General features: G+C 33.5%; 24 protein-coding genes and 4 pseudogenes. 3 read left to right on the top strand and 25 right to left on the bottom strand.

Features of this window, described 5'->3' with window-relative positions; translation table 11 throughout:
* Window position 1: 1 nt before the first annotated feature.
* The 3 genes from AC0L5U_RS05840 to AC0L5U_RS05830 form a co-directional block, all read right to left on the bottom strand.
* Window positions 2-1,315, bottom strand: coding sequence for an ABC1 kinase family protein (locus AC0L5U_RS05840; RefSeq protein WP_473415184.1), 1,314 nt, complete (start codon window positions 1,313-1,315; stop codon window positions 2-4).
* Window positions 1,316-1,320: 5 nt separating this feature from the next.
* The gene (locus AC0L5U_RS05835; RefSeq protein ID WP_473415182.1) at window positions 1,321-1,977 is read right to left on the bottom strand and encodes a TetR family transcriptional regulator C-terminal domain-containing protein; all 657 of its coding nucleotides are present in this window, start codon (window positions 1,975-1,977) and stop codon (window positions 1,321-1,323) included.
* 98 nt (window positions 1,978-2,075) lie between these two features.
* On the bottom strand, window positions 2,076-2,732 hold the full coding sequence (locus AC0L5U_RS05830) for an MIP/aquaporin family protein (protein WP_473415180.1): 657 nt from the start codon (window positions 2,730-2,732) through the stop codon (window positions 2,076-2,078).
* Between the two features lie 233 nt (window positions 2,733-2,965).
* Between AC0L5U_RS05830 and AC0L5U_RS05825 the strand changes: the two genes are divergently transcribed.
* A complete protein-coding gene (locus AC0L5U_RS05825) occupies window positions 2,966-3,814 on the top strand; it encodes a DUF2911 domain-containing protein (RefSeq protein WP_473415179.1) in 849 nt (282 codons plus the stop codon).
* A gap of 168 nt (window positions 3,815-3,982) precedes the next feature.
* Here the strand turns inward: AC0L5U_RS05825 and AC0L5U_RS05820 are convergent, their stop codons facing one another.
* The 10 genes and pseudogenes from AC0L5U_RS05820 to AC0L5U_RS05775 all read right to left on the bottom strand — a co-directional run bounded on the left by AC0L5U_RS05820 (window position 3,983) and on the right by AC0L5U_RS05775 (window position 12,287).
* On the bottom strand, window positions 3,983-4,591 hold the full coding sequence (locus tag AC0L5U_RS05820) for a Gfo/Idh/MocA family protein (RefSeq protein WP_473415178.1): 609 nt from the start codon (window positions 4,589-4,591) through the stop codon (window positions 3,983-3,985).
* Window positions 4,519-4,977 (bottom strand): Gfo/Idh/MocA family protein, encoded by a 459-nt coding sequence (locus AC0L5U_RS05815; RefSeq protein ID WP_473415176.1) that lies wholly within the window; start codon window positions 4,975-4,977, stop codon window positions 4,519-4,521. The genes AC0L5U_RS05820 and AC0L5U_RS05815 overlap by 73 nt, the downstream gene beginning before the upstream one ends.
* Complete coding sequence (locus AC0L5U_RS05810) at window positions 4,955-6,664, bottom strand: sodium:solute symporter family protein (protein ID WP_473415175.1); 1,710 nt, start codon at window positions 6,662-6,664, stop codon at window positions 4,955-4,957. The genes AC0L5U_RS05815 and AC0L5U_RS05810 overlap by 23 nt, the downstream gene beginning before the upstream one ends.
* Before the next feature lie 115 nt (window positions 6,665-6,779).
* Window positions 6,780-9,301 (bottom strand): annotated as a pseudogene (locus tag AC0L5U_RS05805) (PIG-L family deacetylase).
* Between the two features lie 266 nt (window positions 9,302-9,567).
* Window positions 9,568-9,864 (bottom strand): putative quinol monooxygenase, encoded by a 297-nt coding sequence (locus AC0L5U_RS05800; protein ID WP_473415174.1) that lies wholly within the window; start codon window positions 9,862-9,864, stop codon window positions 9,568-9,570.
* A gap of 89 nt (window positions 9,865-9,953) precedes the next feature.
* The gene (locus AC0L5U_RS05795) at window positions 9,954-10,418 is read right to left on the bottom strand and encodes a hypothetical protein (RefSeq protein WP_473415173.1); all 465 of its coding nucleotides are present in this window, start codon (window positions 10,416-10,418) and stop codon (window positions 9,954-9,956) included.
* Window positions 10,419-10,905: 487 nt separating this feature from the next.
* A complete protein-coding gene (corA, locus tag AC0L5U_RS05790) occupies window positions 10,906-11,691 on the bottom strand; it encodes a magnesium/cobalt transporter CorA (RefSeq protein WP_473415170.1) in 786 nt (261 codons plus the stop codon).
* The gene (locus AC0L5U_RS05785) at window positions 11,663-11,917 is read right to left on the bottom strand and encodes a hypothetical protein (RefSeq protein ID WP_473415168.1); all 255 of its coding nucleotides are present in this window, start codon (window positions 11,915-11,917) and stop codon (window positions 11,663-11,665) included. The genes corA and AC0L5U_RS05785 overlap by 29 nt, the downstream gene beginning before the upstream one ends.
* Before the next feature lie 84 nt (window positions 11,918-12,001).
* The gene (locus AC0L5U_RS05780; protein ID WP_473416253.1) at window positions 12,002-12,136 is read right to left on the bottom strand and encodes a hypothetical protein; all 135 of its coding nucleotides are present in this window, start codon (window positions 12,134-12,136) and stop codon (window positions 12,002-12,004) included.
* Window positions 12,087-12,287: a mechanosensitive ion channel domain-containing protein gene (locus tag AC0L5U_RS05775; RefSeq protein WP_473416180.1), complete on the bottom strand. Its 201-nt coding sequence runs from the start codon at window positions 12,285-12,287 to the stop codon at window positions 12,087-12,089. Before AC0L5U_RS05775 ends, AC0L5U_RS05780 begins: the two co-directional genes overlap by 50 nt.
* Between AC0L5U_RS05775 and AC0L5U_RS05770 the strand changes: the two genes are divergently transcribed.
* Window positions 12,214-12,522, top strand: a complete 309-nt coding sequence (locus AC0L5U_RS05770) for a hypothetical protein (RefSeq protein WP_473416252.1) — start codon at window positions 12,214-12,216, stop codon at window positions 12,520-12,522. The genes AC0L5U_RS05775 and AC0L5U_RS05770 overlap by 74 nt on opposite strands.
* A 131-nt stretch (window positions 12,523-12,653) precedes the next feature.
* On the opposite strand, the gene AC0L5U_RS05765 is transcribed toward AC0L5U_RS05770, so the two are convergent.
* From AC0L5U_RS05765 to AC0L5U_RS05725, 9 genes and pseudogenes are all read right to left on the bottom strand, one after another.
* A complete protein-coding gene (locus AC0L5U_RS05765; RefSeq protein ID WP_473415167.1) occupies window positions 12,654-13,577 on the bottom strand; it encodes a septum formation inhibitor Maf in 924 nt (307 codons plus the stop codon).
* Between the two features lie 66 nt (window positions 13,578-13,643).
* Complete coding sequence (locus AC0L5U_RS05760; protein ID WP_473415166.1) at window positions 13,644-13,925, bottom strand: hypothetical protein; 282 nt, start codon at window positions 13,923-13,925, stop codon at window positions 13,644-13,646.
* Window positions 13,894-14,427, bottom strand: a complete 534-nt coding sequence (locus tag AC0L5U_RS05755; protein ID WP_473415165.1) for an NHL repeat-containing protein — start codon at window positions 14,425-14,427, stop codon at window positions 13,894-13,896. Before AC0L5U_RS05755 ends, AC0L5U_RS05760 begins: the two co-directional genes overlap by 32 nt.
* Window positions 14,420-14,686 carry a hypothetical protein gene (locus tag AC0L5U_RS05750; RefSeq protein WP_473415164.1) on the bottom strand — a complete coding sequence of 89 codons (267 nt, stop codon included), beginning with the start codon at window positions 14,684-14,686 and terminating at the stop codon, window positions 14,420-14,422. The genes AC0L5U_RS05755 and AC0L5U_RS05750 overlap by 8 nt, the downstream gene beginning before the upstream one ends.
* A 9-nt stretch (window positions 14,687-14,695) precedes the next feature.
* Window positions 14,696-15,291: pseudogene (locus tag AC0L5U_RS05745) on the bottom strand (Maf-like protein).
* 380 nt (window positions 15,292-15,671) lie between these two features.
* Window positions 15,672-16,160: a UbiA family prenyltransferase gene (locus AC0L5U_RS05740; RefSeq protein WP_473415162.1), complete on the bottom strand. Its 489-nt coding sequence runs from the start codon at window positions 16,158-16,160 to the stop codon at window positions 15,672-15,674.
* A 41-nt stretch (window positions 16,161-16,201) separates the two neighbouring features.
* Window positions 16,202-16,537 carry a hypothetical protein gene (locus AC0L5U_RS05735; protein WP_473415160.1) on the bottom strand — a complete coding sequence of 112 codons (336 nt, stop codon included), beginning with the start codon at window positions 16,535-16,537 and terminating at the stop codon, window positions 16,202-16,204.
* Window positions 16,530-17,061 (bottom strand): annotated as a pseudogene (locus AC0L5U_RS05730) (KdsC family phosphatase). The gene AC0L5U_RS05735 and the pseudogene AC0L5U_RS05730 overlap by 8 nt, the downstream one beginning before the upstream one ends.
* Window positions 17,051-17,809, bottom strand: a complete 759-nt coding sequence (locus AC0L5U_RS05725) for a Rossmann-like and DUF2520 domain-containing protein (RefSeq protein WP_473416179.1) — start codon at window positions 17,807-17,809, stop codon at window positions 17,051-17,053. The pseudogene AC0L5U_RS05730 and the gene AC0L5U_RS05725 overlap by 11 nt, the downstream one beginning before the upstream one ends.
* Window positions 17,810-17,867: 58 nt before the next feature.
* Here AC0L5U_RS05725 and AC0L5U_RS05720 point away from each other — a divergent pair, with 58 nt between their 5' ends.
* Complete coding sequence (locus tag AC0L5U_RS05720) at window positions 17,868-18,254, top strand: group III truncated hemoglobin (RefSeq protein WP_473415159.1); 387 nt, start codon at window positions 17,868-17,870, stop codon at window positions 18,252-18,254.
* Window positions 18,255-18,345: 91 nt separating this feature from the next.
* Here AC0L5U_RS05720 and AC0L5U_RS05715 read toward each other — a convergent pair whose 3' ends face one another.
* The 3 genes and pseudogenes from AC0L5U_RS05715 to AC0L5U_RS05705 all read right to left on the bottom strand — a co-directional run bounded on the left by AC0L5U_RS05715 (window position 18,346) and on the right by AC0L5U_RS05705 (window position 20,145).
* Window positions 18,346-18,840, bottom strand: a complete 495-nt coding sequence (locus tag AC0L5U_RS05715) for a GNAT family N-acetyltransferase (RefSeq protein WP_473415156.1) — start codon at window positions 18,838-18,840, stop codon at window positions 18,346-18,348.
* Window positions 18,837-19,463: a PAQR family membrane homeostasis protein TrhA gene (gene trhA, locus AC0L5U_RS05710; RefSeq protein ID WP_473415155.1), complete on the bottom strand. Its 627-nt coding sequence runs from the start codon at window positions 19,461-19,463 to the stop codon at window positions 18,837-18,839. Before trhA ends, AC0L5U_RS05715 begins: the two co-directional genes overlap by 4 nt.
* A 3-nt stretch (window positions 19,464-19,466) precedes the next feature.
* Window positions 19,467-20,145, bottom strand: a pseudogene (locus AC0L5U_RS05705) (DUF4294 domain-containing protein).
* Window positions 20,146-20,213: the final 68 nt, after the last annotated feature.

Here is a 20,213-nt window from a genome sequence, read left to right as displayed (position 1 = left end):
CTTATGACAATTTTAAATAATTGTTGATTTTGATGTTTTCTGCTTTTAAATCGAACATTAAATTATATAACCCGAAAAAGGTTCTGTTGATGTAAATGAAATGTTTGGAACCACGGTTACCATTCATCTTCTTTAAATCTGTGCTTTTTGAGTAACGTTCTCCTAACTCTGCAATTTTTCCAAAGAATTCAGCATCAGAAAAATCGAAAGTATCTTGATGAAATGGTTGTGTAAATAGGCTCAACATCTCATGAAACATGGCAGTAAAAAAGGCTAATTCTTCTTCAGAGTCATCTTCACGTAATATTTCTAACTCATAGAGTTTTTTAACAAAATAGTCTTGATTGTTGATGTTTTCTGGTTTGGCTAATTCGAAATAGGGTGTATAAAATGCCATAGGAATGGTTTTCATACACCCGAAATCTAACGCTATTAATTTTCCTTTTTCATTTACTAAAAAATTTCCTGGGTGAGGATCTGCATGCACTTTTTTCAAATTATGAATTTGGTACATATAGAAGTCCCAGAGGGCTTGCCCTAATTTGTTTGCAATATCTTGATTTGTATTGTGTGCTGTAAATTCAGAAAGATGTTCACCATCCATATAATCCATAGTGATGATACGTTCAGATGAAAATTCCTCATAATACTTTGGAAACTCTAGGTTGGAAATGTGAGAGCAAGCTAAAGCAATTTCTTTGCTTTGCTTCATTTCCAACACATAGTTTGTTTCCTCAACCAGCTTATTTTCTACTTCTTTAAAGTATTTATCAGAATCTTTTCCTTTAATGTTAAACATACTCATGGCTACAGGTTTAACCATAGCTAAATCTGAAGCAATACTCTCCGCAACTCCTGGATATTGGATTTTCACAGCAAGTTTTTCCCCATTCTTAGTTGCTATATGCACCTGACCGATGCTAGCAGCGTTTACAGAAGTTGCGTTAAAAGTATCGAATATGTCATTTGGATGTTTTCCAAAATATTTTTTAAAAGTTTTTATAACTAGTGGGGCAGATAATGGCGGTACTGAAAATTGTGCTAAAGAGAATTTTTCAACATAAGCCTGTGGCAATATGCTTTTTTCCATACTTAACATTTGTGCTACTTTAAGCGCACTACCTTTTAATTGTTTTAAGCCGTCATAAATATCTGAAGCGTTATTTTTATTAAGGCGTGCTTTGGCCTCATCTTCAGTATTTACAATTTTATCGCCGTAATATTTTAAATAATTCACACCAACTTTTGCACCCGTAGAAACCAATTTGGTTGCACGTTGTATTTTTGAGGTTGGTATTTTATCTATAGTTTTCATAGGGGCTAGTTCATTTGAAATTTTTCTTTGAATAGAAATTTTCCTAAATCCAAAACACTTTTTAGGGGCGCAATATCTAACACATCAAAAGTGGTGTTTACTGATTTCTCGATAAAAACATCTGTCTTTTCGAAAGAAGCAGAGGTGTCATCTAGCCAAAACTTCATGGTTAATAATAATTGTAACCATGCTGATTCTTTTAATGCTTTATCTTGAATTTTTTCAAGTTGTTCTTGCTTTACGTCTAACATCTGAATCTCTAACTCACTCACATATGAGGTAAAGTGTGTTTTTAAATTAGATAGCATTTTTAAACCTTTTAAGTCGTTTTTATACTTATCTAATACGTGCTTTACGTAACTTCTATTAGCTGTTAGGTTTTCGAAAAACGTGTAGTAAAAGCTTAATAGTTTGTTTCTTGCATCAAATATGTTGTAGTCCTCGCTTTTGTTTAAAGCATTTACAGAGTTAGTAAAGAAGGCTTCAAAAATATCTTTTTCTATGGTTTCAAAAGACGCGAAATGCTCGTAGAATTTGGCTTCTTCAAAATTATTCATTTTAGCAAAAGCGAATACTGTTTTAGGATTCTGGTTATGTTCTAAAACATAATCCATATACCAAGTGATTATATCGTTTTTTGAAACTGTTTTTTTCTTTGCCATAATGATTATATTTATGGTAAAGATATAAAATGTTTAACAAATATTAAAATAAGTTAAACAAAATAATAAATACGACTATAGGTTTTTGTTATAGAAGGTTAACAACATTGCTCATCCTTAACCAATTTACAACTAGATACGGCGGCAATAGCTCCTATAATTGGTGCAGTAATATACAACCATAGATATTGAAAATTTCCAGTAAAAATGGCAGGAGCTATAGAACGAATAGGATTCATGGATGCTTTAGTCATTGGGCCAGCAAACATGGCTTCCAATAAAATAACACCACCAACAGCTATAGCCGCCATGGTGCCAATTTCTTTACTGCCTGTCGAGACATTTATGATTACAACCATTAAAAAAAAGGTAAGTATAAACTCTAGAATGGCGGCTTTGTATGCAGGAAAATTCTCTGCTGGAGTTGTTTCTCCTAAAAACTGACTTTCGGGAAATAGAAACCATAATAAAAATGCTGCAAAAATAGCTCCTATAGCTTGTGCTAAAATGTATTTAGGTACTTTGTTCCAAGCAAATTTTTTAGCAAAGGCAAAACCTATGGTTACAGCTGGGTTAAAATGTGCTCCAGAGATTTCTCCAAATGCGTAAATCATAACCATTACAATTAAACCCCAAGTGGCTGCAACACCTACGTGTGAGATACTTCCGCCTGTTATTTCGTTAATAGTCATAGCGCCACAACCGCAGAATACCATTGCAAATGTGCCTATTGTTTCGGAGATGTATTGTTTCATTATAGTTCGTCTTTTGCGTTAGGGATTGAAGCGGCATCCTTTTTTGCATTAAAAGCAAAAAAGATATAGCAGAAAGCCCGACCTATATCCTGAACCAAATTCAGGATGTAGGTAACGCCCAAATTATTTGCTGTAAAGATACAACCTCTTATTTTAAGCTTTTGTTAACAATTCTCGATTTTAGAATGGTTAATTTTAATGCATTAAAAACCTAATTATTAAAACAATTGAAAATGAAAAAATTACTATTACTTTTTATGACTTGTGCCACAGTTTATTCTGTACAAGCACAAATAACAACACCACAGCCTAGCCCTGCTTCAAAAGTTGAGCAAAAGGTTGGTTTAACAGATGTTACTATTGAATACTCTAGACCAGGAGTAAAGGGGCGTTCTGTATTTGGAAACTTAGTGCCATTTGGAAAACTTTGGCGTACAGGTGCAAACAAAAATACAATCATTAAGTTTAGTACTGATGCTACAATAGATGGACAAACTCTTAAAGCGGGATCTTATGCTATTTTTACTAAACCTAGCGCCGAATCTTGGGAAGTTTTCTTTTATTCTGATACAGAAAATTGGGGTACACCTCAAAATTGGGATGAAAGTAAAGTAGCAGCTAAAACTAATGTAAAGGCGCATCCAATTCCATTTAACGTAGAATCGTTTACGATAGATATAAACAATTTATCAAATGATGGAGGCAGACTTGAATTTATTTGGGAGAAAACTTGGGTTGGTCTAGATTTTAAGGTACCAACAGATAATGCGGTTTTAGCGAGCATTAATAAAGTTATGAGTGGTCCTGGAGCCAATGATTATTTTAATTCTGCTGTTTATTATTTACAAGAAAATAAAGATATTGGTAAAGCAAAAGAATGGATAGATAAAGCTATTGCAATGACTAAAGATAAGCCTCGTTTCTGGATGTTAAGACAACAATCTCTTATTCATGCAAAAGCTGGTGATACCAAAAGTGCTATTGCCGCAGCTAAAGCGTCATTAAAGCATGCTGAAAAAGCTGGTAATGCAGGTTACGTAAAAATGAATAAAGATTCTTTAAAAGAATGGGGAGCTATGTAAAATAGATTTCTTAAACTATTAGAAAAGCGCAATCATTTACGGTTGCGCTTTTTTTATTTGGGCGTTACCCACAAGGGGTCGGGCTATCCGTTACAAGTCCTCGCACCTCCTGCGTCGGGCTGTGGGCTTTTCTCTACTATCCCTAACGCGCTTGCTTGCTAAGGTGTTCTATGCACCATAGTTTAGGTTTATTTGCTTTCTAACGTCATCAAGAGTCTTGATAAGCTGCTTGCTAAACTCAAAAGTCATAATGTTACTTTCTGTTTTTCCTAGTCTTAGTAGCTCGTTAAAATGAATAGCCTCATAATTATAACCAATCGTTTTGTAGTTAAAATCTAAGGTTTCTGTATCGCCTTTATTTGGAATTAAAGTAACCGTTGTTGGCATATGGAACATACTATTTATTTTAATAGTTCCCTGTTCGCAATAAAAAATAGCTTCCGTTTTTGTGTCTTCAACAAGTGTACTTTTTAAATGCGCTTCAACATTATTTTCATATTCAAAAACCATATCACATGAGGAGTCAGCTCCATTTTTAAAATACATCGCTTTAGCTTCAATAGTTTTCGGAATTCCAAGTGTAGAAAGTGCTGCAAAAATTGGGTAGATGCCAATATCCAATAAGCTTCCACCACCAAGTTCTTTATTAAATAATCTAGCTGAATTATCAAAAGCCCTGTAAAAACCAAAATCAGCTTCTAGTTTTAAAATACTGCCGAGCTTTTTTCTTCTAATAGATTTAAAACGTATTTGTAATGTGGTAAAAAATACGTCCACAACGCTTCCATTAAAAGCACATTTTTAGCTTTTGCTTTAGCAATCATTTCAGCAACTTCATTACTATTCATCGCGAATGGTTTTTCACATAAAACCGCAATACCTTGTTCTAAACACAGTAACGTGTTTTCTTTGTGTAGTGCATGTGGTGTAGCAATGTAAACGGCATCAATATTTTTATCATTTGCTAATGCTTCATAACTATCATAGGCTTTTGTTGCATTGTATTTTAATGAAAAAGTATCTGCCTTTTCTTGATTTCTTGAAGCTACGGCGTAAAGCTTTGCACCTTCAACGGTTAATAAATCGGTAGCGAATTTATCAGCAATATTTCCAAGGCCAATAATGCCCCAGTTTATGATTTTATGCGTTGCTTGTTTTGTCATGTGATATAGATTGAAGTAGGCATGCTATTGCAATTACAATTACGCAGCCTATAAAATTTAACCAAAGGAATGGTAAATTAATGATTTCATATTCATCTAATAAAAATAAAGCAATAACCAAAACTTGTGTTATTAAAGCACCAATAAAAACAGCATTCCCTTTTACAAATTTGAAGAAAAAAGCTAATAGGAATATACCTAATACATTACCATAAAATATGGAACCTATAATATTTACTAGCTGAATTAAATTTTCGGCAAGGTTTGCAACACAGGCTACACCTATGGCAATAATTCCCCATAAAAATGTAAACCATCTAGATGCTTTTACCATGTCGGCTTCTGTTTTTTCGCTGGTGTTTCGTTTGTACAAATCTATGGTTGTAGTTGAACCTAAAGCATTCAATTCGCTTGCAGTACTAGACATGGCGGCACTTAAAATAACAGCCAATAATAAACCAATTAAACCTCTAGGGAGGTTGTTTATAATAAAGTGAATGAATACATAATCTTTATCGTTGCTTTCTACTTTTACATCTTGACTTTCAGAAGCTTTATCAATTAAAGCTCTTGCTTCTTGCCGTAATTCATCATTTGCTAAATTTGCAGCTGCTACATATTTACCAATATTTTTATCATCAGAATTGGAAAAAGAAGTGATTATTTTTTGCTTGTCTCTAAAAATCTGTTGTTGTTCTTTTTGTAATAATTTATAATCCTCAGCATATTCAGAATTTAAAACAACTTCAGTTGCTGTAGGGTTGAAATTTACGGGTGCTTCGTTAAATTGATAAAACACAAAAACCATAATCCCTACTAAAAGAATAAAGAATTGCATTGGTATTTTTAGAAGCCCGTTGAATATCAAACCCAACTGCATTTCTTTAACCGATTTCCCAGAAAGATAGCGTTGTACTTGGCTTTGGTCTGTTCCAAAATAAGACAACATTAAAAACGTTCCGCCAATAATACCACTCCAAAAAGTGTATCTGTTATTTAAATCGAATGAAAAATCTAGGACTTCCATTTTGCCGCTAGCACCTGCAATATCAAGTGCTTTAGAAAATGTAATATCTTGTGGTAATTTATCAACTATTAAAAAGAAAGCGACCAGCATCCCAATAAATATAACCACCATTTGGTGTTTTTGAGTTACGTTAACTGCACGCGTACCTCCAGAAACCGTATAAATAATAACTAATAAACCAATTGCAATATTTAGCGTTAGTAAATCCCAACCAAGTACAACCGATAAGATAATAGCAGGCGCAAATATGGTAATACCTGCAGCTAAACCACGTTGAATCAAAAATAAAATAGCAGCTAGCGTTCTCGTTTTTAAATCAAATCTATTTTCTAAAAATTCATAAGCTGTGTAAACTTTAAGACGGTGGTATAGCGGAATAAAAACCATACAAATTACAATCATGGCAATAGGCAATCCAAAATAGAATTGTACGAATCCCATCCCATCATTAAAGGCTTGTCCTGGTGTTGATAAAAAGGTAATAGCACTTGCTTGGGTTGCCATTACTGAAAGTCCTATAGTCCACCATTTTGAACTATTACCACCTCTCAAATAATCTTTTACGTTTTTACTGCCTCGGGTTTGCCATGTACCATAACTAACAATAGCTATGAGCGTAGCGCAAAGTACAGACCAATCAATCCAACTTAGAGTTTGCATTATTGAAATGATTTTGTGATGATGTAAAATGCAACAAAATATAGTATGTTAGCTACTAAAACAACTGAGTATAAGTTGAGCCAGGGTTGTTTTTGTGGTTGTTCTTCTTTCATAATTAATCGGTTAGTTTAAGTGCTTCTCTTACGTCATCTTTTCCTAAAGAGAGCATATTGGCGAATAAACGGTAAGCACCGGAAACACCAGCAGGGAATTCTCTAAAAAAGCTTAAACCTGTATAGATAAAATACCCTTTACCATGTTTAGCAATCAATAAACTGCCTTCTTTTGGAGTTTCGCCTTTATCATTCATGGATAGGATAGGAGTAAACTCATTGCCCCATGTATTTGGAAAATATAAGCCACGTTCTTGGGTCCAACCTTCAAAATCTGTTTGTGTGATTTTATTTGGGAAGTTCAAGACGTCATGGTCTGGATTTAAAAAACGTACTTCGGCAGTTTCATCAGTAACACGGTCTCTAGATAATTTTAAATCGAAAGGTGCTATATGGTCTACTTTAATACGATGTGATGTGTTGTACTGCACAATCATATTTCCGCCATTAGCAACAAAATCAAATAATTGTTGTTGTTTGAAATTTAAATCCTCAACCGTGTTGTAAGCACGAATACCAACAACCACAGCATCAAATTTACTTAGAGTTTCTGAGTTTATTTCGTCTGGTGTTAAGATGCTAACATTGTAGCCAATCTGCTCTAAACTTTCAGGAACTACATCGCCAGCTCCTTGTATGTAAGCTATATTTTCGCCTCGTTTTTTTATGTCTAGACGCACAATTTTACTTTCGCTTGGTAGTAATACCGTTTGAAACGGAATGTGTTCGTAGTCTATTTCAATCAATTCTTTGGTATAGTCCTTATCTCCAATATGAACTATTGGACCAATGAATCCTTCACTTTGATTTTTAGGCGGAATAACAGTAAATACTAATGTTTGTTCTTCGCCCTTATGAGTAATATTTACTTTTTGTTTTTTAGGAAAAACGCTCCAATCGTTTGGATGACATACCTCCACATCGCCTTCAAGATTGTCTCTTCCAGCTTTTACCACAACTGATATATCACGTTGCTGGCTATTATCTAGAATAATTACTTTTTCTGTGATTCTAGCTGAAGCTTCAGGAATAATTTCAAACGGACGGTATAATTCGCCTTTATCTGGTTTTGAAAAGCGTTGTATTACTGGTTTTGTGAATGTAAAAGGTACATTATTTATCAAAACATTAAAATCGATGTTGTGCGTTCTTGGAGTTTCAGGTTTGCCAATTACACTTTGGTTGTTAACCTTGTACATGCCTAGTGTACCTTTTTCGTTGAGCCAATATGGTGTGGTTACTTTGGCATCAGTACCTACTTTTAAAACTTCTTTAAAATCGTATTTTACATTGTTTTCCAACGTCATGTTTTTCGAGATATTCATATCTCTGGCATTGGTAATACTTAATAGTGTAATTGGTAATTCACTTCTGTTTAGTATTTCTAAATTTAACTTAACAGATGCTCCTGCGGTTGCCCAATTAGTTGCAGCCGATGCTTCCAGGTATAAACCAGCACACATTTGAATAATGTGTTTTAAAGCTTTTGATTTCTGAGTTTTCCAATGCGTGTTTTCTATGTTTTGAAGTAGTTTGTAGGCTTTGACTAATTGCGAAACATGTGTTGATGGATTTTGAAAATTGAAGTTGTTTTCAACGTTATATAGAATATCCCCAATGGCTTTTCCGCCTTTTATACGGTTCCAAGACGTATCAATACCCGAAAAGATATTTTTATCATCAATAAGTGGTTCGCCTTTTAAAAACTCAATATATTCGGTTTGTGTACCTCTTGTAGCTAGACGCCCAAAACCTTGACATAAATGTTGACTACTGGCTAAAGAGGCTAATTCGTTATTAGACATGCCTTTTAGTGGGTAGTACGTACCAATATCGAAACTTAGCATGTTACTTTTATCTAATTTTTCGAATGCTTCTTTACCATAGCGCCACCAACTTGTATTATAAAACAAGCGTTTAGGTGCCCAAAGGCTAGTTTGTTTTAGTTGATCAGGATATGCAGATGTATCATTGGCAAGTTCAAAAGCTTCCATGCTTAGCGTAGCAGATGCGGTATGGTGTCCGTGTGTACGTCCTGCTCGTCTATGATCAAATCTGTTGATGATAACATCAGGTTTAAATTGTCTGATGGCTAAAACCACATCGCTTAATACTTGGTCTTTATTCCAAATTTCTAAAGTTTCATCTGGGTGTTTGGAATAGCCAAAATCGTTGGCTCTGGTAAATAATTGTTCGCCACCATCCACACGTCTTGCAGCTAGTAATTCTTGGGTTCTAATCACTCCTAAAAGTTCTCTTATTTCTGGACCAATTAGGTTTTGTCCGCCATCGCCACGGGTTAATGATAAATAGGCTGTTCTTGCTTTTACATGGTTAGACATGTATGCAATTAAGCGTGTGTTTTCATCATCGGGATGTGCCGCTACGTATAACACCGAACCTAAAAATTTAGTTTCTGAATAGATTCGTAAATCTCTGAAGATGCTGGTGTTTTCGGTTTTTGAGCTTGTGAAATGGCTATTGAAAAAAGCCCTATAAATAAGTAAAGTAAGTGTTTTTGCATGGTTTTATTTTAGCTAAAATCAAATATAAAAAAGAAACCAGCGATTATGCTGGTTTTAGATTTTATTTAACGCTTTGGAATTAGATGTTAAAATACTACTTGTCATTCCGAACGCTATAGGAGGAGGAATCTCATTTTACGAGTTGGATTATGAGATTTCTCATCGCTCCTGCCTCGCTCTGTCGAAATGACAAATGGGCTATGTTTATTTTACACTTGTTTTGTTATTCAGTTTTTGATTATCAAGATGAATTTGTAATACATTTTTAAGCAATATGTGTCATTTCATGTAACGAAAAATCTTCTATAGCACCGTCTGTTGCTTTTGCATATTCAGCCAAATGCGTATTGTTCATATGCGTTTGCCATAAATCTCTGTTTTCCCAATTTTCGTAAAATAAAAATAGGTTTTCATTTTCATTGTCTTGGTGTAAATCATAGTTAATACAGCCCTTTTCAGCTTTTGTGATAGCTATGAGTTTTATTAATTCATTTTTAACTAATTCTCTTTTTTCAGGTTTAGCTAAAATTTTTGCTACAATTGTTAATTTTTGATTGCTCATATTTTCTGTGTTAGTACTATTTAATTTATTGTCTGGGATTTCTACTTATCACTTCGTCGAAATTACAAATAGTTATACGTGTTTGAAACTTATTTTTCAGTTTTTGGATTTGCTTTTTCTGGTTCTGCTGGGATTAACGGACGGGAACGTTGATTGAAAAACAATTGTTGTATGGAATCCATACGTTTCATCATGTTTTTAATCTGTTCGTTTTGATTCATAAAACCATCATGGAAGAAGTCTCTGGAATTAAAGCCGCCTGTTATGGAATCTCTCTCAAAAAAATCGTCATAAAATGAATCGTTGAAAAAGGAGTGGTTATTAAAATGCTTTTGGAATTGCATTTTTATTTTATCACTTAAACTATCATTTGAGGAATTACTATACGAGTAAATGGAATCGTATTTAATCAGGTTTCCAAATTTGTCATATTCTTTATTGACTTGAATATTCTCGTCTGGTTTAATCGTGTTTTCTGCTGTTTTTTGTTTGTCTTTCCCTGAACAATTTAAAAATAAAAGACAAAACAAAGGCATTAATTTTAGTGCTTTCATGTTGATATATTTTTGAATTATACAGTAGTGTATTTTTCAAAAAATGTACCAAATGGGTTGTGGGATTGTTGAGGGTTTTTTAAATGTCAGATTGACAGAAAATTGTTTTTTGCCAGACGGATGTAGTTGTAACGCCACAAGTCACAGACTAGCGTTAAGTGTTTTTTTTTGAAGGTTCGTTTAATGTTTTTACGGATATGCGTCGTTTTAATGACTTATATCCGACGTTAAACGAAGTTAGTTGATTTTTTCTACAAAGTCAAGTTTTTAGTTCCTACATTTTAAAACGAAGTTCTGAAGTTAAAATAGTGTTCTGATTCGCGTTAGGGATTGTAGTGGAAATCCTTTTTAAGCTTGATGAGCTGTTAATTAGGTTTGGAGATAGGTTTCGGCAGATTGCAAGTTGCTCGCTCCGCGCCATAACGCTTTAAAAAGATTGTAGCAGAAAGCCCGACCCTTGTGGTAACGTCCAAAAAATTAAAATGGTTTAGAGCCACTTTTTCTTTCTAAAGTAATAGAGCATGCCTAAAAACAACACAATCATAACACCCCAAAGGATGAAGTAGGAGTATTTGTATTGCAGTTCTGGGATGTATTCGAAATTCATACCGTAGATACCCGCAATGAAAGTTAGCGGGATGAAAATGGACGCCATTATAGTCAATACTTTCATGACTTCGTTCATTTTATTACTAATGGTGGTCATGTACATATCCATTAAACTCCATATCATTTCGCGGTAGATATCGATGTTTTCTGATACCTGAATTAAATGGTCGTAAATATCTCTGTAGTAGGTAATTGTTCTTTTTTGAATAAGTGAATTTTCGTTTTTTTCAATACGATTTATAACTTCGCGTAAGGGAAAAATGGCTCGGCGTACTCTTAAAATTTCTCGTTTTAGGTCTTGGATGTTTTGGCTGATATCGTCTTCGACATTGCCTGCGAAAATGGCGGTTTCAAAATCTTCTATTTTATCGCCTAGTATTTCTATAACGCTGAAATAATGGTCTACAATAGCATCTATAAGTGTATACAACAAATAATCGGCTTGCATGTTTCGCACTCGCCCCTTGGCTTGCCTTAAGCGCTCTCTTACTTCATCAAAAACATCGCCTTCAGATTCTTGAAACGTGAGCACGTAGTTTTTGCCCAATACAAAACTGACTTGCTCTGAGACGATGTTTTGGTCTTCATCATAATATAGCATTTTTAAAACAACGAAGAGGTAACCTTCGTACTCGTCAATTTTTGGGCGTTGGGCTATGTTCACTATGTCTTCTAAAACCAAAGGGGTGCAACTCATAATGTTTACCCAGAGATTCAATTTGGTTGACGTGATTTAAACCGTTTAAATTTATCCAAGTTACGGAATTGGTGTCTCTATACTCAAAGCTTTCTTGTACGGTTTGTAATTCTTTTTCGGTACAGAAGTCTTTACTATAATCAAAAGCATCTATAAAGAGTTTTTCTTTAGAACGCTCGCCTGTATAGATCATACTACCAGGTACTTGACCTAATTTTTTTGAACGGTAAACTCCTTTTTCTAGGCATATATTAAAAATAGAACTTAAATATATGGATTATACTAAAGAAACTATTAAATCGCGAGTAAAATTCTTGTTGATAGTATTTAAAACAGCAGCGGCACCATCGTCGCTATTGCCTTCATAATCGATAGCATCTTTTTCTACAAGTGTTACTGCTTTTTGGAGCATGAAGGTTGTTGGGGTAGGTTACCAAATCTCCGTTTTCTAATCTTAAATGTAGTTGGAAGGCTCTAATATCTTCAATAATGGCTCTTATTGGGAAATCTTTATCGTGGATTTCAATTTTATCGCCCACTTTATATGGGAAGTTGAAAAACATGATGATTCCTGAAGTAACGTTGCTTAAAATAGACCATATTGCAAAAAGAGCAATACCTATAATTGCAAATACAGAAGAAAAAACCACCGCTAAATCTTTAAACTCAGCTCCAAAAACAAACGCTTCTATGATTATTGCTATAATGAAAAGCAAAACTGTTATGTACCTACGAATTAACCTAATTCTAGCCTCATTGATTTCATTTTTTCGGGCTACTTTAGTAATGGTAAAATGACTAATAAACCTAATTACAAGTAATGAAAGAAGAACAAATCCTGATATTATAAGTTCAGTTTGGTAAGTTTGAAAAACATTGTAATTGAATTAAAATTCAATACAAAGATACATTCAAAAATGAAAAACATGTTATTTTAATTGAAGTGAATCTCTTAAAATTACATCTTTATTATGATTTTTTTGCCAGTAAGGAGATTTTATGGTTTTTAGTTTCGTGGCTTTTGTGGTTAGAATTTTGGAGCCACTTGTAAAAGTTTCTTCCCAACTTAAAATATCATGCGGGAAGTTTGGATTGAATTTTATAACCAATGTTCGGTCTATATCCAAATAAGATAATATGTATGAATCCTTAGTTAATGTGGCGTCTGCTTTGTGTGCTTTTATTGTTTTATGCTTCATTCTTGTAAATTCTAAAGCAGGAATAACTTTGATATCTCCAGTTGGTAATGATTTTGGATTGATGCGTAATTGCGTCCAAATTTCGTTTTCAAGAATTGCTTTTTTAATGTTAAAATGTTCATCGGCTTCTCCTTCAAAATAGGAGTGAGACATGATTTGAAACTCTGCTTTGTTGTTTAATTGCGCATACATATGTCCGCACCATTCTTGCATAGAACTTGATACTTTTAAAGCATGTTGGTTATTGGCAACAGGGTAGAAGGTACTCTGCATAATAGAATATGGGTAAATACCTGTATTGAAATTTTTAGTAGCGTTTAATTTTAAAACAGGGATATTTTTTTTGTTTTGATTATCTGCCTTTACTTGAATTTCAGGAAGAAAATCTTCAGTAACGTAAATTAACACGGCGTTGCCTTCTCGCATTTCGCCATAGCGCGCTTGTTCTAATTTATAGGAAGATATTTCAGCTTTTCCAGCGTACCAATAGTCTTTGAATTCTTGTGTTAAAGGTTCGGCAGGTTTTTTAGTTTCGTTTGAAGTGCTTATGGCTAGTTTTTTATCTGATTTTGCATCGTTTTTACAAGATGCTAAAATTGATAAAGCTCCAATTAATGAAAGGTATAATGAAGCAGTTTTTAATATTGATTTCATGGTAAATTCTTTTTATAAAATTACAAACTTACTTCATGTTGGCAATAGCTTTTAACATTTTTAAGCCTAATCGATGGCTGTTAAATCAATTTCAGATAAAGTGTAAGGCTTACTATGTTTGGTGTTTTCCATGCCTTTTATGGTCATTAAATCGAAGTTTGAAATAATAATTTTGTTATTGTAGACTATTAAATCTGCTGGCTGATCTATTTGCCCATCTGAACCATCATTATCAGGATAATCTGCAATAAGTGTTGTTGTTCCTTTGGTATCAACTTTAAAGATTTGATTTTTACAGAACCCTGCCACATAAATATTATCTTCTGCATCTACATTTATCCCGTCCATTCCAGATGCTTTTAGGTACAGTTGCAAAGGGTGCTTCTATAATTACAGCACCTTTGCTATCTAGTGTTAGTTTAATGATTTCTCCATCTCCAAAATCTCCAACAAATAAATCGCCCGCTTTATTAAATACCAAACCATCTAAACCTACTGTTCTATTAGTGTTTAGGGTTTCGGTTGTGAAAATTAAGTTAGCATCGGTTTTGTCATTATTCACTTTAATATTTCTGTCCGATGTTTTAAAGCGATACAATCCACTTACATGATTGCTGGTTTTTAGTTTAGGCATATTAGGCTGAGTTACATAAATAGCACCATCATGATAACGAATTCCGTTTGGTTGTCCCATGCCTTCTGCAACTACTTCTGTATTGTGTTTTCCATTTTCTAAGAATTCGATTCTTAAAACTTGCCCTTGATTTCTACCTTGGTTGTTGCATACAAACAAACTTCCATCGGGCGCAAAGGCTATTCCCATAGGGTTTGAGCTTCTGTCGTTAGACACACCATCTATTTCTATAAAGCTTTGTAATGTTTTTATCTTTATCTATTTTAACAAGAACTCCAGGTAGGCTTTTATCAGCAAAATTTGGACAAGAAAGCACTAATGAGCCATCAGGTGCAATATCAAAAGCATCTGGAGTAGGACAGTATTTTGGTAATTCTACAAATAATTTTGCAGGTTGTAAGTTTTGTTGTTGTGCAAATGTTGACATGTTTAGCACTAATATTAAAAGTGCAGATAATTTAATGCGTTTATTCATTTTTAAATTTTAGTTTTTAGAACAAATTTCATTTAAGGTTTTATAAACGAGATGAACAGGTAATCCCATGACGTTAAAATAGGAGCCTTCAATTTTTGTAACGCCTATTTGACCAATCCAGTCTTGAATACCATAAGCACCAGCTTTATCGAAAGGTTTGTAGGTTTTTATGTAGAAGTTTATTTCTTCATCTGATAATGCCTTAAAAGTTACTTTTGTGATGTTATGAAGTGTTTTTTCGTAATCTGTTGTAGTAAAGCAAACAGATGTAATCACTTCATGCGTAGCATCGCTTAAACTTTTTAAAATTGAAAATGCTTCGTTGGCATCTCTAGGTTTCCCTAGAGCTGTATTGTTATGCCAAACAATAGTATCGCTTGTTACCAAAATATCTTGCTGCTGTAATTCATCTTTAAATGGTAACGCTTTTAGTTGGGCGAGTGTAATTTGTGATTTCAAAATGCGTTAATCGCGGCGGGTATTCTTCTTTGATTGGTTTTAATCGAATTTCGAAATCTAATCCTAAATCATTGAAAAAAGCTTGCCTTCTTAGGAGAACCAGATGCTAAAATGATGTTGTGATTTTTAAGATTTTTGAGACGCATTAATTGAGAACAATAAACTTGTATAAAAGTAATGAGAGCATTCCAAAAAACATAACCAATTTATACATATAGCTAACTAATTTTACCTTTTCCTTAGTTCTTGCGTTAAAAATTTTAATTCCTGTAAATAATAATGGTCCAACGATGCATACTAAAAAATAAATAACCATTACTGGGTATTTATATAGATCTGCAACGATATAAAAAATAATACTTACAAGTGGGATGAAATGGAAAATAGCAAGAATGGTTTTTAGCTCGTTCTCTTCCTATTGCAATTGGAAGTGTATTCATTCCAACTTTGTAATCACCATCAATATCTTCAATGTCTTTCGCAATTTCACGAAGCAGGTTGATACTAAATGCGAATAGGGCATAATCTAGAAGAATTTTAAAAACATTAATTGTAGGTCTCTATTGGCAGGAGTGAGGTTTGGTGTTAATTCGCAACGAATTAGAATACTTGCTGCAACTAAAATAGAAACGACTACATTTCCAATAATAAGTATTTGTTTTAGATATGATGAATAGATGTAGAGTAATGCAGAAATAACCACAAAAATTGAAAAATAGGCACTTTTACCAACAGTATTCGATAAAGTAAAACCTAAACCAACACCAATAGCATTACAAATGATGAATAAATTATAGGCCATTTTTTCAGAAATAGATTTACCAATGATTACTTTTTCAGGTTTGTTGATACTATCTGTTTCAACATCGTAAATATCGTTGATGATGTTTCCAGCAGCTGCAATAGCAATAGTGGCTAGAATTAATAATGTGATGTCTAAACCGTCTAAAGCTGTGTTTACTCCAAAAGGTTCAAGGAGTGCATATTTTATCAATAATTGCACTATGGCAATCATTAGTAAGTTTTTCCAACGGATTAGGTTTAGGAGGTTCAAGATTAAAAATTTGTATTGTTTTTAAAAGCGGGTAGTATATATTCTTTGGTCACTAATACTATTAAAATTATAAGTATTATAGTTAGAGATATTGCTATAATATATTTGCGATTTTCGGCTTTCCGAATTTTGTGTTTAATTAATTCTTTATCAGCTTTTGATAGTTTTTTATTTAAAAAATCTAGTTGGAAATGAGACTGTGATTCTTTTTGTAAACGCTCTTTTGAAGTTTTAAATGGATTTTCATTTTTCTGATTAAAATTACTTTGCTTATTGCCAAAGCCAATATATCCAAAACCAATACTAATACGTCTACTTTTTCTTTCACATTTAATCATACTTCGCATCAAAATTACCACTCCATTTGCCTTGAACTTTCAACACTTGTTCAATAACATCACGAGCAGCACCTTTACCGCCTTTTTTATGAGACACATATTTAGAAATGGCCTTAATTTCTGGAACTGCATCTTGTGGACAACATGGGTAAACCAATACCTTTCATTACAGGAAAATCTGGAATATCATCGCCCATATACAAAGCGTTTTCAGACTTTATGCCTTTTTTCTTAAAGTAATCGTCAAGTTGCTCAATTTTATTGTGAGCCCCTAAATAAATATCGGTAATACCTAAACCTTTTAAACGCAAACGTACACCTTCGTTACTTCCACCAGAAATAATACAGACGTTAAAACCTCTATCAACTGCGGTTTTAAGAGCGTAACCATCTTTAATATTCATGGTTCTCAGCATGTCGCCAGTTGCAGTAACATGTACGGTGCCATCAGTTAACACGCCATCAACGTCAAAAATAAACGTAGTAATGTGGTTTAGGTATTCTTTATAACTTTTATCTTCCATGAGTATCTTTTATAGATTGGGTTAGTAACTTATATATGTCTTTATGTTGGTCGTTTTTTAAAAGCGCCAAATGCTTTTTTATCGTTTTTTTATCGTTGCGTTTTGCAGGTCCTGTTTGCGCCATATAAGGCGACATATCTTGAACTTTTTTAGCCGTTTCCAAAATTAACGGTTTTAAAAAATCGAATTCCGCGCCCTCAGATTCTGTAATTTCGTGTGCAACTCTATATAACTGATTTGTGAAATTATTCACAAATACAGCTCCTAAATGTAAGGTACGCCGTTGCTCGCTACTTACCTTTTTTACGGGACTTCCAATCGCAACTGCTAAAGCTTTTAACATTGGGTAATCTGTTTTTACAAGCGTTTCAATGCAAATTGGGACATTGGCAAAATCCATTTCAGCAGTTTTGCTAAAGGTTTGTAACGGGTAAAATACACCACGTCTGTTTTTTGCATCCAAATCATGAACGTTTACACTTCCAGAAGTATGTACCACCAATTTGTTTTTAAAAAGCAATTGTGATGATAAGTCTGCAATAGCATCATCGCTAATTGCAATAATATAAACGTCAGCATTTTGTAACGAACTTAAATCGTTAGTAATAGCAACTTTGTTTTTAAATGGTTTTAGAGCATCTATACTTCTGTTAAACCATTGTTTTATAGTTATTTGATTTGAGGTGCTAAAAGCTTTAAATAAATGGGTGGCAACGTTGCCAGCACCAAGAAGAGTTACTGAAATCATACGGCTAAAATACGCAAGTAATATCATTTTTAAAAGTACAATAGCGTATCTTTGAAATATGAATAAAGCTGATATAAAAACCCGGGAAGATGTGTTTTTGCTTGTATCCTCTTTTTACGAAAAGGTTAGAAGAGATGCTGTTTTAGGACCGTTTTTTAATGAAACCATAAAAGACTGGGAAACGCATTTAGAACATCTTACCACATTTTGGGAAGCTAGCTTGTTTTTAAAAACACGCTATACGGGAGATCCTTTAGAGGCCCATATAAAAGTAGATAAGGCATTTAATCATTCAATTTCTGAACTCCATTTTGGGATTTGGTTGAATTTATGGTTTGAAACCATCAACGAGCTATTTGAAGGCGATTATGCTGAAAACGCAAAGCGTCGTGCTAGAAAAATGGGAACGTTTATTCATTTGAAGATTTTTGAGGCGAGAGGTTAGTTGTCATTCAAAGCGTAGCGAAGAATCTCATCATGAACTTATATTTTATAGATTCTTCAGTCGTTCCTCTTTCATAATGAAAAAAAGAATTTCAATTTAAATCTTTTTCCATTCTAAAATCATCCATTACAAAACTATTTCCAATATCAATAACGATTGTTCCTTGATTTCTAAACCCCAGTTTTTCATAGGCTTTTATGGAATTAATGTTGTTTTTGTTTACTGTTAATGCAATGGATTTACATTGTAGCTCTTTAGCCTTTTTGGCAACAAATTCTAGTGCTTTTTTTCCAAAGCCTTTACCGCGATAACTTTTTAAAATGTATAATTTGCTTAAAAACAAACGATTCATTTCCTTTTTAATTGAGATATAACCAATTTCAGAAGTATCAGAATAGATTAAGAAATACATAAAACCTTCACTAATTTGCTGTTTCATGACATTGGCAGACTGAAACTTTTTTAGCATGTAATCTACCTGTGGCTTTCCTATGATGGTGGTGTAATGTTCGCGCCAAATTATATCAGCTAATTTTTCAATTGCAATGAAATCTTCGGGTTGAGATGCTTTTGTAATCGTCATCATATCACATATAAAAATATCATAAAGAAATGAAAAATTGCACCAGCTAACACAAATAAGTGCCAAATTACATGATTATAGGGAATCTTTTCAATGGCATAAAACACAATGCCAACGGTATATGCCAAACCTCCAGCAAAGAGGAGTAAAATACCATTATAATTCATCAAATCTGATAAGTTTCCAAAATCGAATACAATTAGCCAACCCATTGCCAAGTACAATAAAGTTGAAAATGTTTCAAACTTACCCGTAAAAAACAATTTTAAAATTACTCCAAAAAGGGCAATGCTCCAGACTATGAAAAACAGCGTCCAACCTAAACTTTGTTCCAAAGTAATTAATAAAACGGGAGTGTAAGTTCCAGCGATTAGTAGGTAAATACTAATATGGTCTACGATTCTAAAATAGTGTTTTTTAGTGTCGCTTTTGGTTGAATGGTATACGGTTGAAGCCGTAAACAACACAATAATTGAAATACCGTAAATAATGACGCTAGTTAAACTATAGTCCGCTTTTTTGGTTTCAAAAACAATGAGGAGTACCAAAGCTGCAATGCCAAATAAAGCCCCAATACCGTGGCTTATGGCATTGAGTTTTTCTTCAAATGGCGTTTGAATGCGCATGTATTACTCTTCGATTTTGTTGTAAATCCACTTATCGGTCAAGTCGTAAAAGTCGATGTTTAACTTAGATTTTTGACGTTCTAAGCGTCCGCTTTGAAAGTTACGTTGTAAAATATCTTCAATAAGAAAATCTTCTTTTTCGTTCCAAGGGTCGTATTCGCGTTTTAATGAGATATCAAACATACTTGCGGTTGTATTGTACCAAAAGGCACGCCAGCCGTTGCGCAGTTCTTTAACTAAATCGAAGGTGGTTCTTCCTGTTTGTCTGTGGATTAGTTTTACTAAAATCTGACCTTCGGTACGGGTCAATTTTTTTAATTCATCTGAAAACTCGCCTTCAATATATTTTTGAATTTTTTTGGTGTAACGTTTCTTGTGTCGCTTTTTGGTCAATGTTTTTAAATGAGTGGAGAGTGAATCTAAACGTTCTGGCAGCCATTTTAGCATAAGGATATACTTTTATGGTTTTTCGGCGTAAAATCAAATAGCGGATTCTGTCTTTTTACTATCGAATTTTAACTTATGAAGTAGCATGACTTCATCCAAATCTATAGTAGTTTTTTGGAATGGAATCTCCTTTGATAATGAGGTACTTCACATTTGTAGAATCCTGTTCTATATCGCTTATTTGCGCAAACAAAAGGAAAGGGAAAAAGGTAATTATGTATTTTAAATAATTCATTATAAAAATCCATTGGAGCAATAACAGTTCCAAAATTAATAATTTACAATGTCATAAACATTCATTTA

The sequence above is a fragment of the Jejuia sp. G7-7 genome, assembly GCF_055808955.1.
Note: the sequence above shows the minus strand (reverse complement) of the source record. Positions and strands in the feature narration are given on the sequence as shown.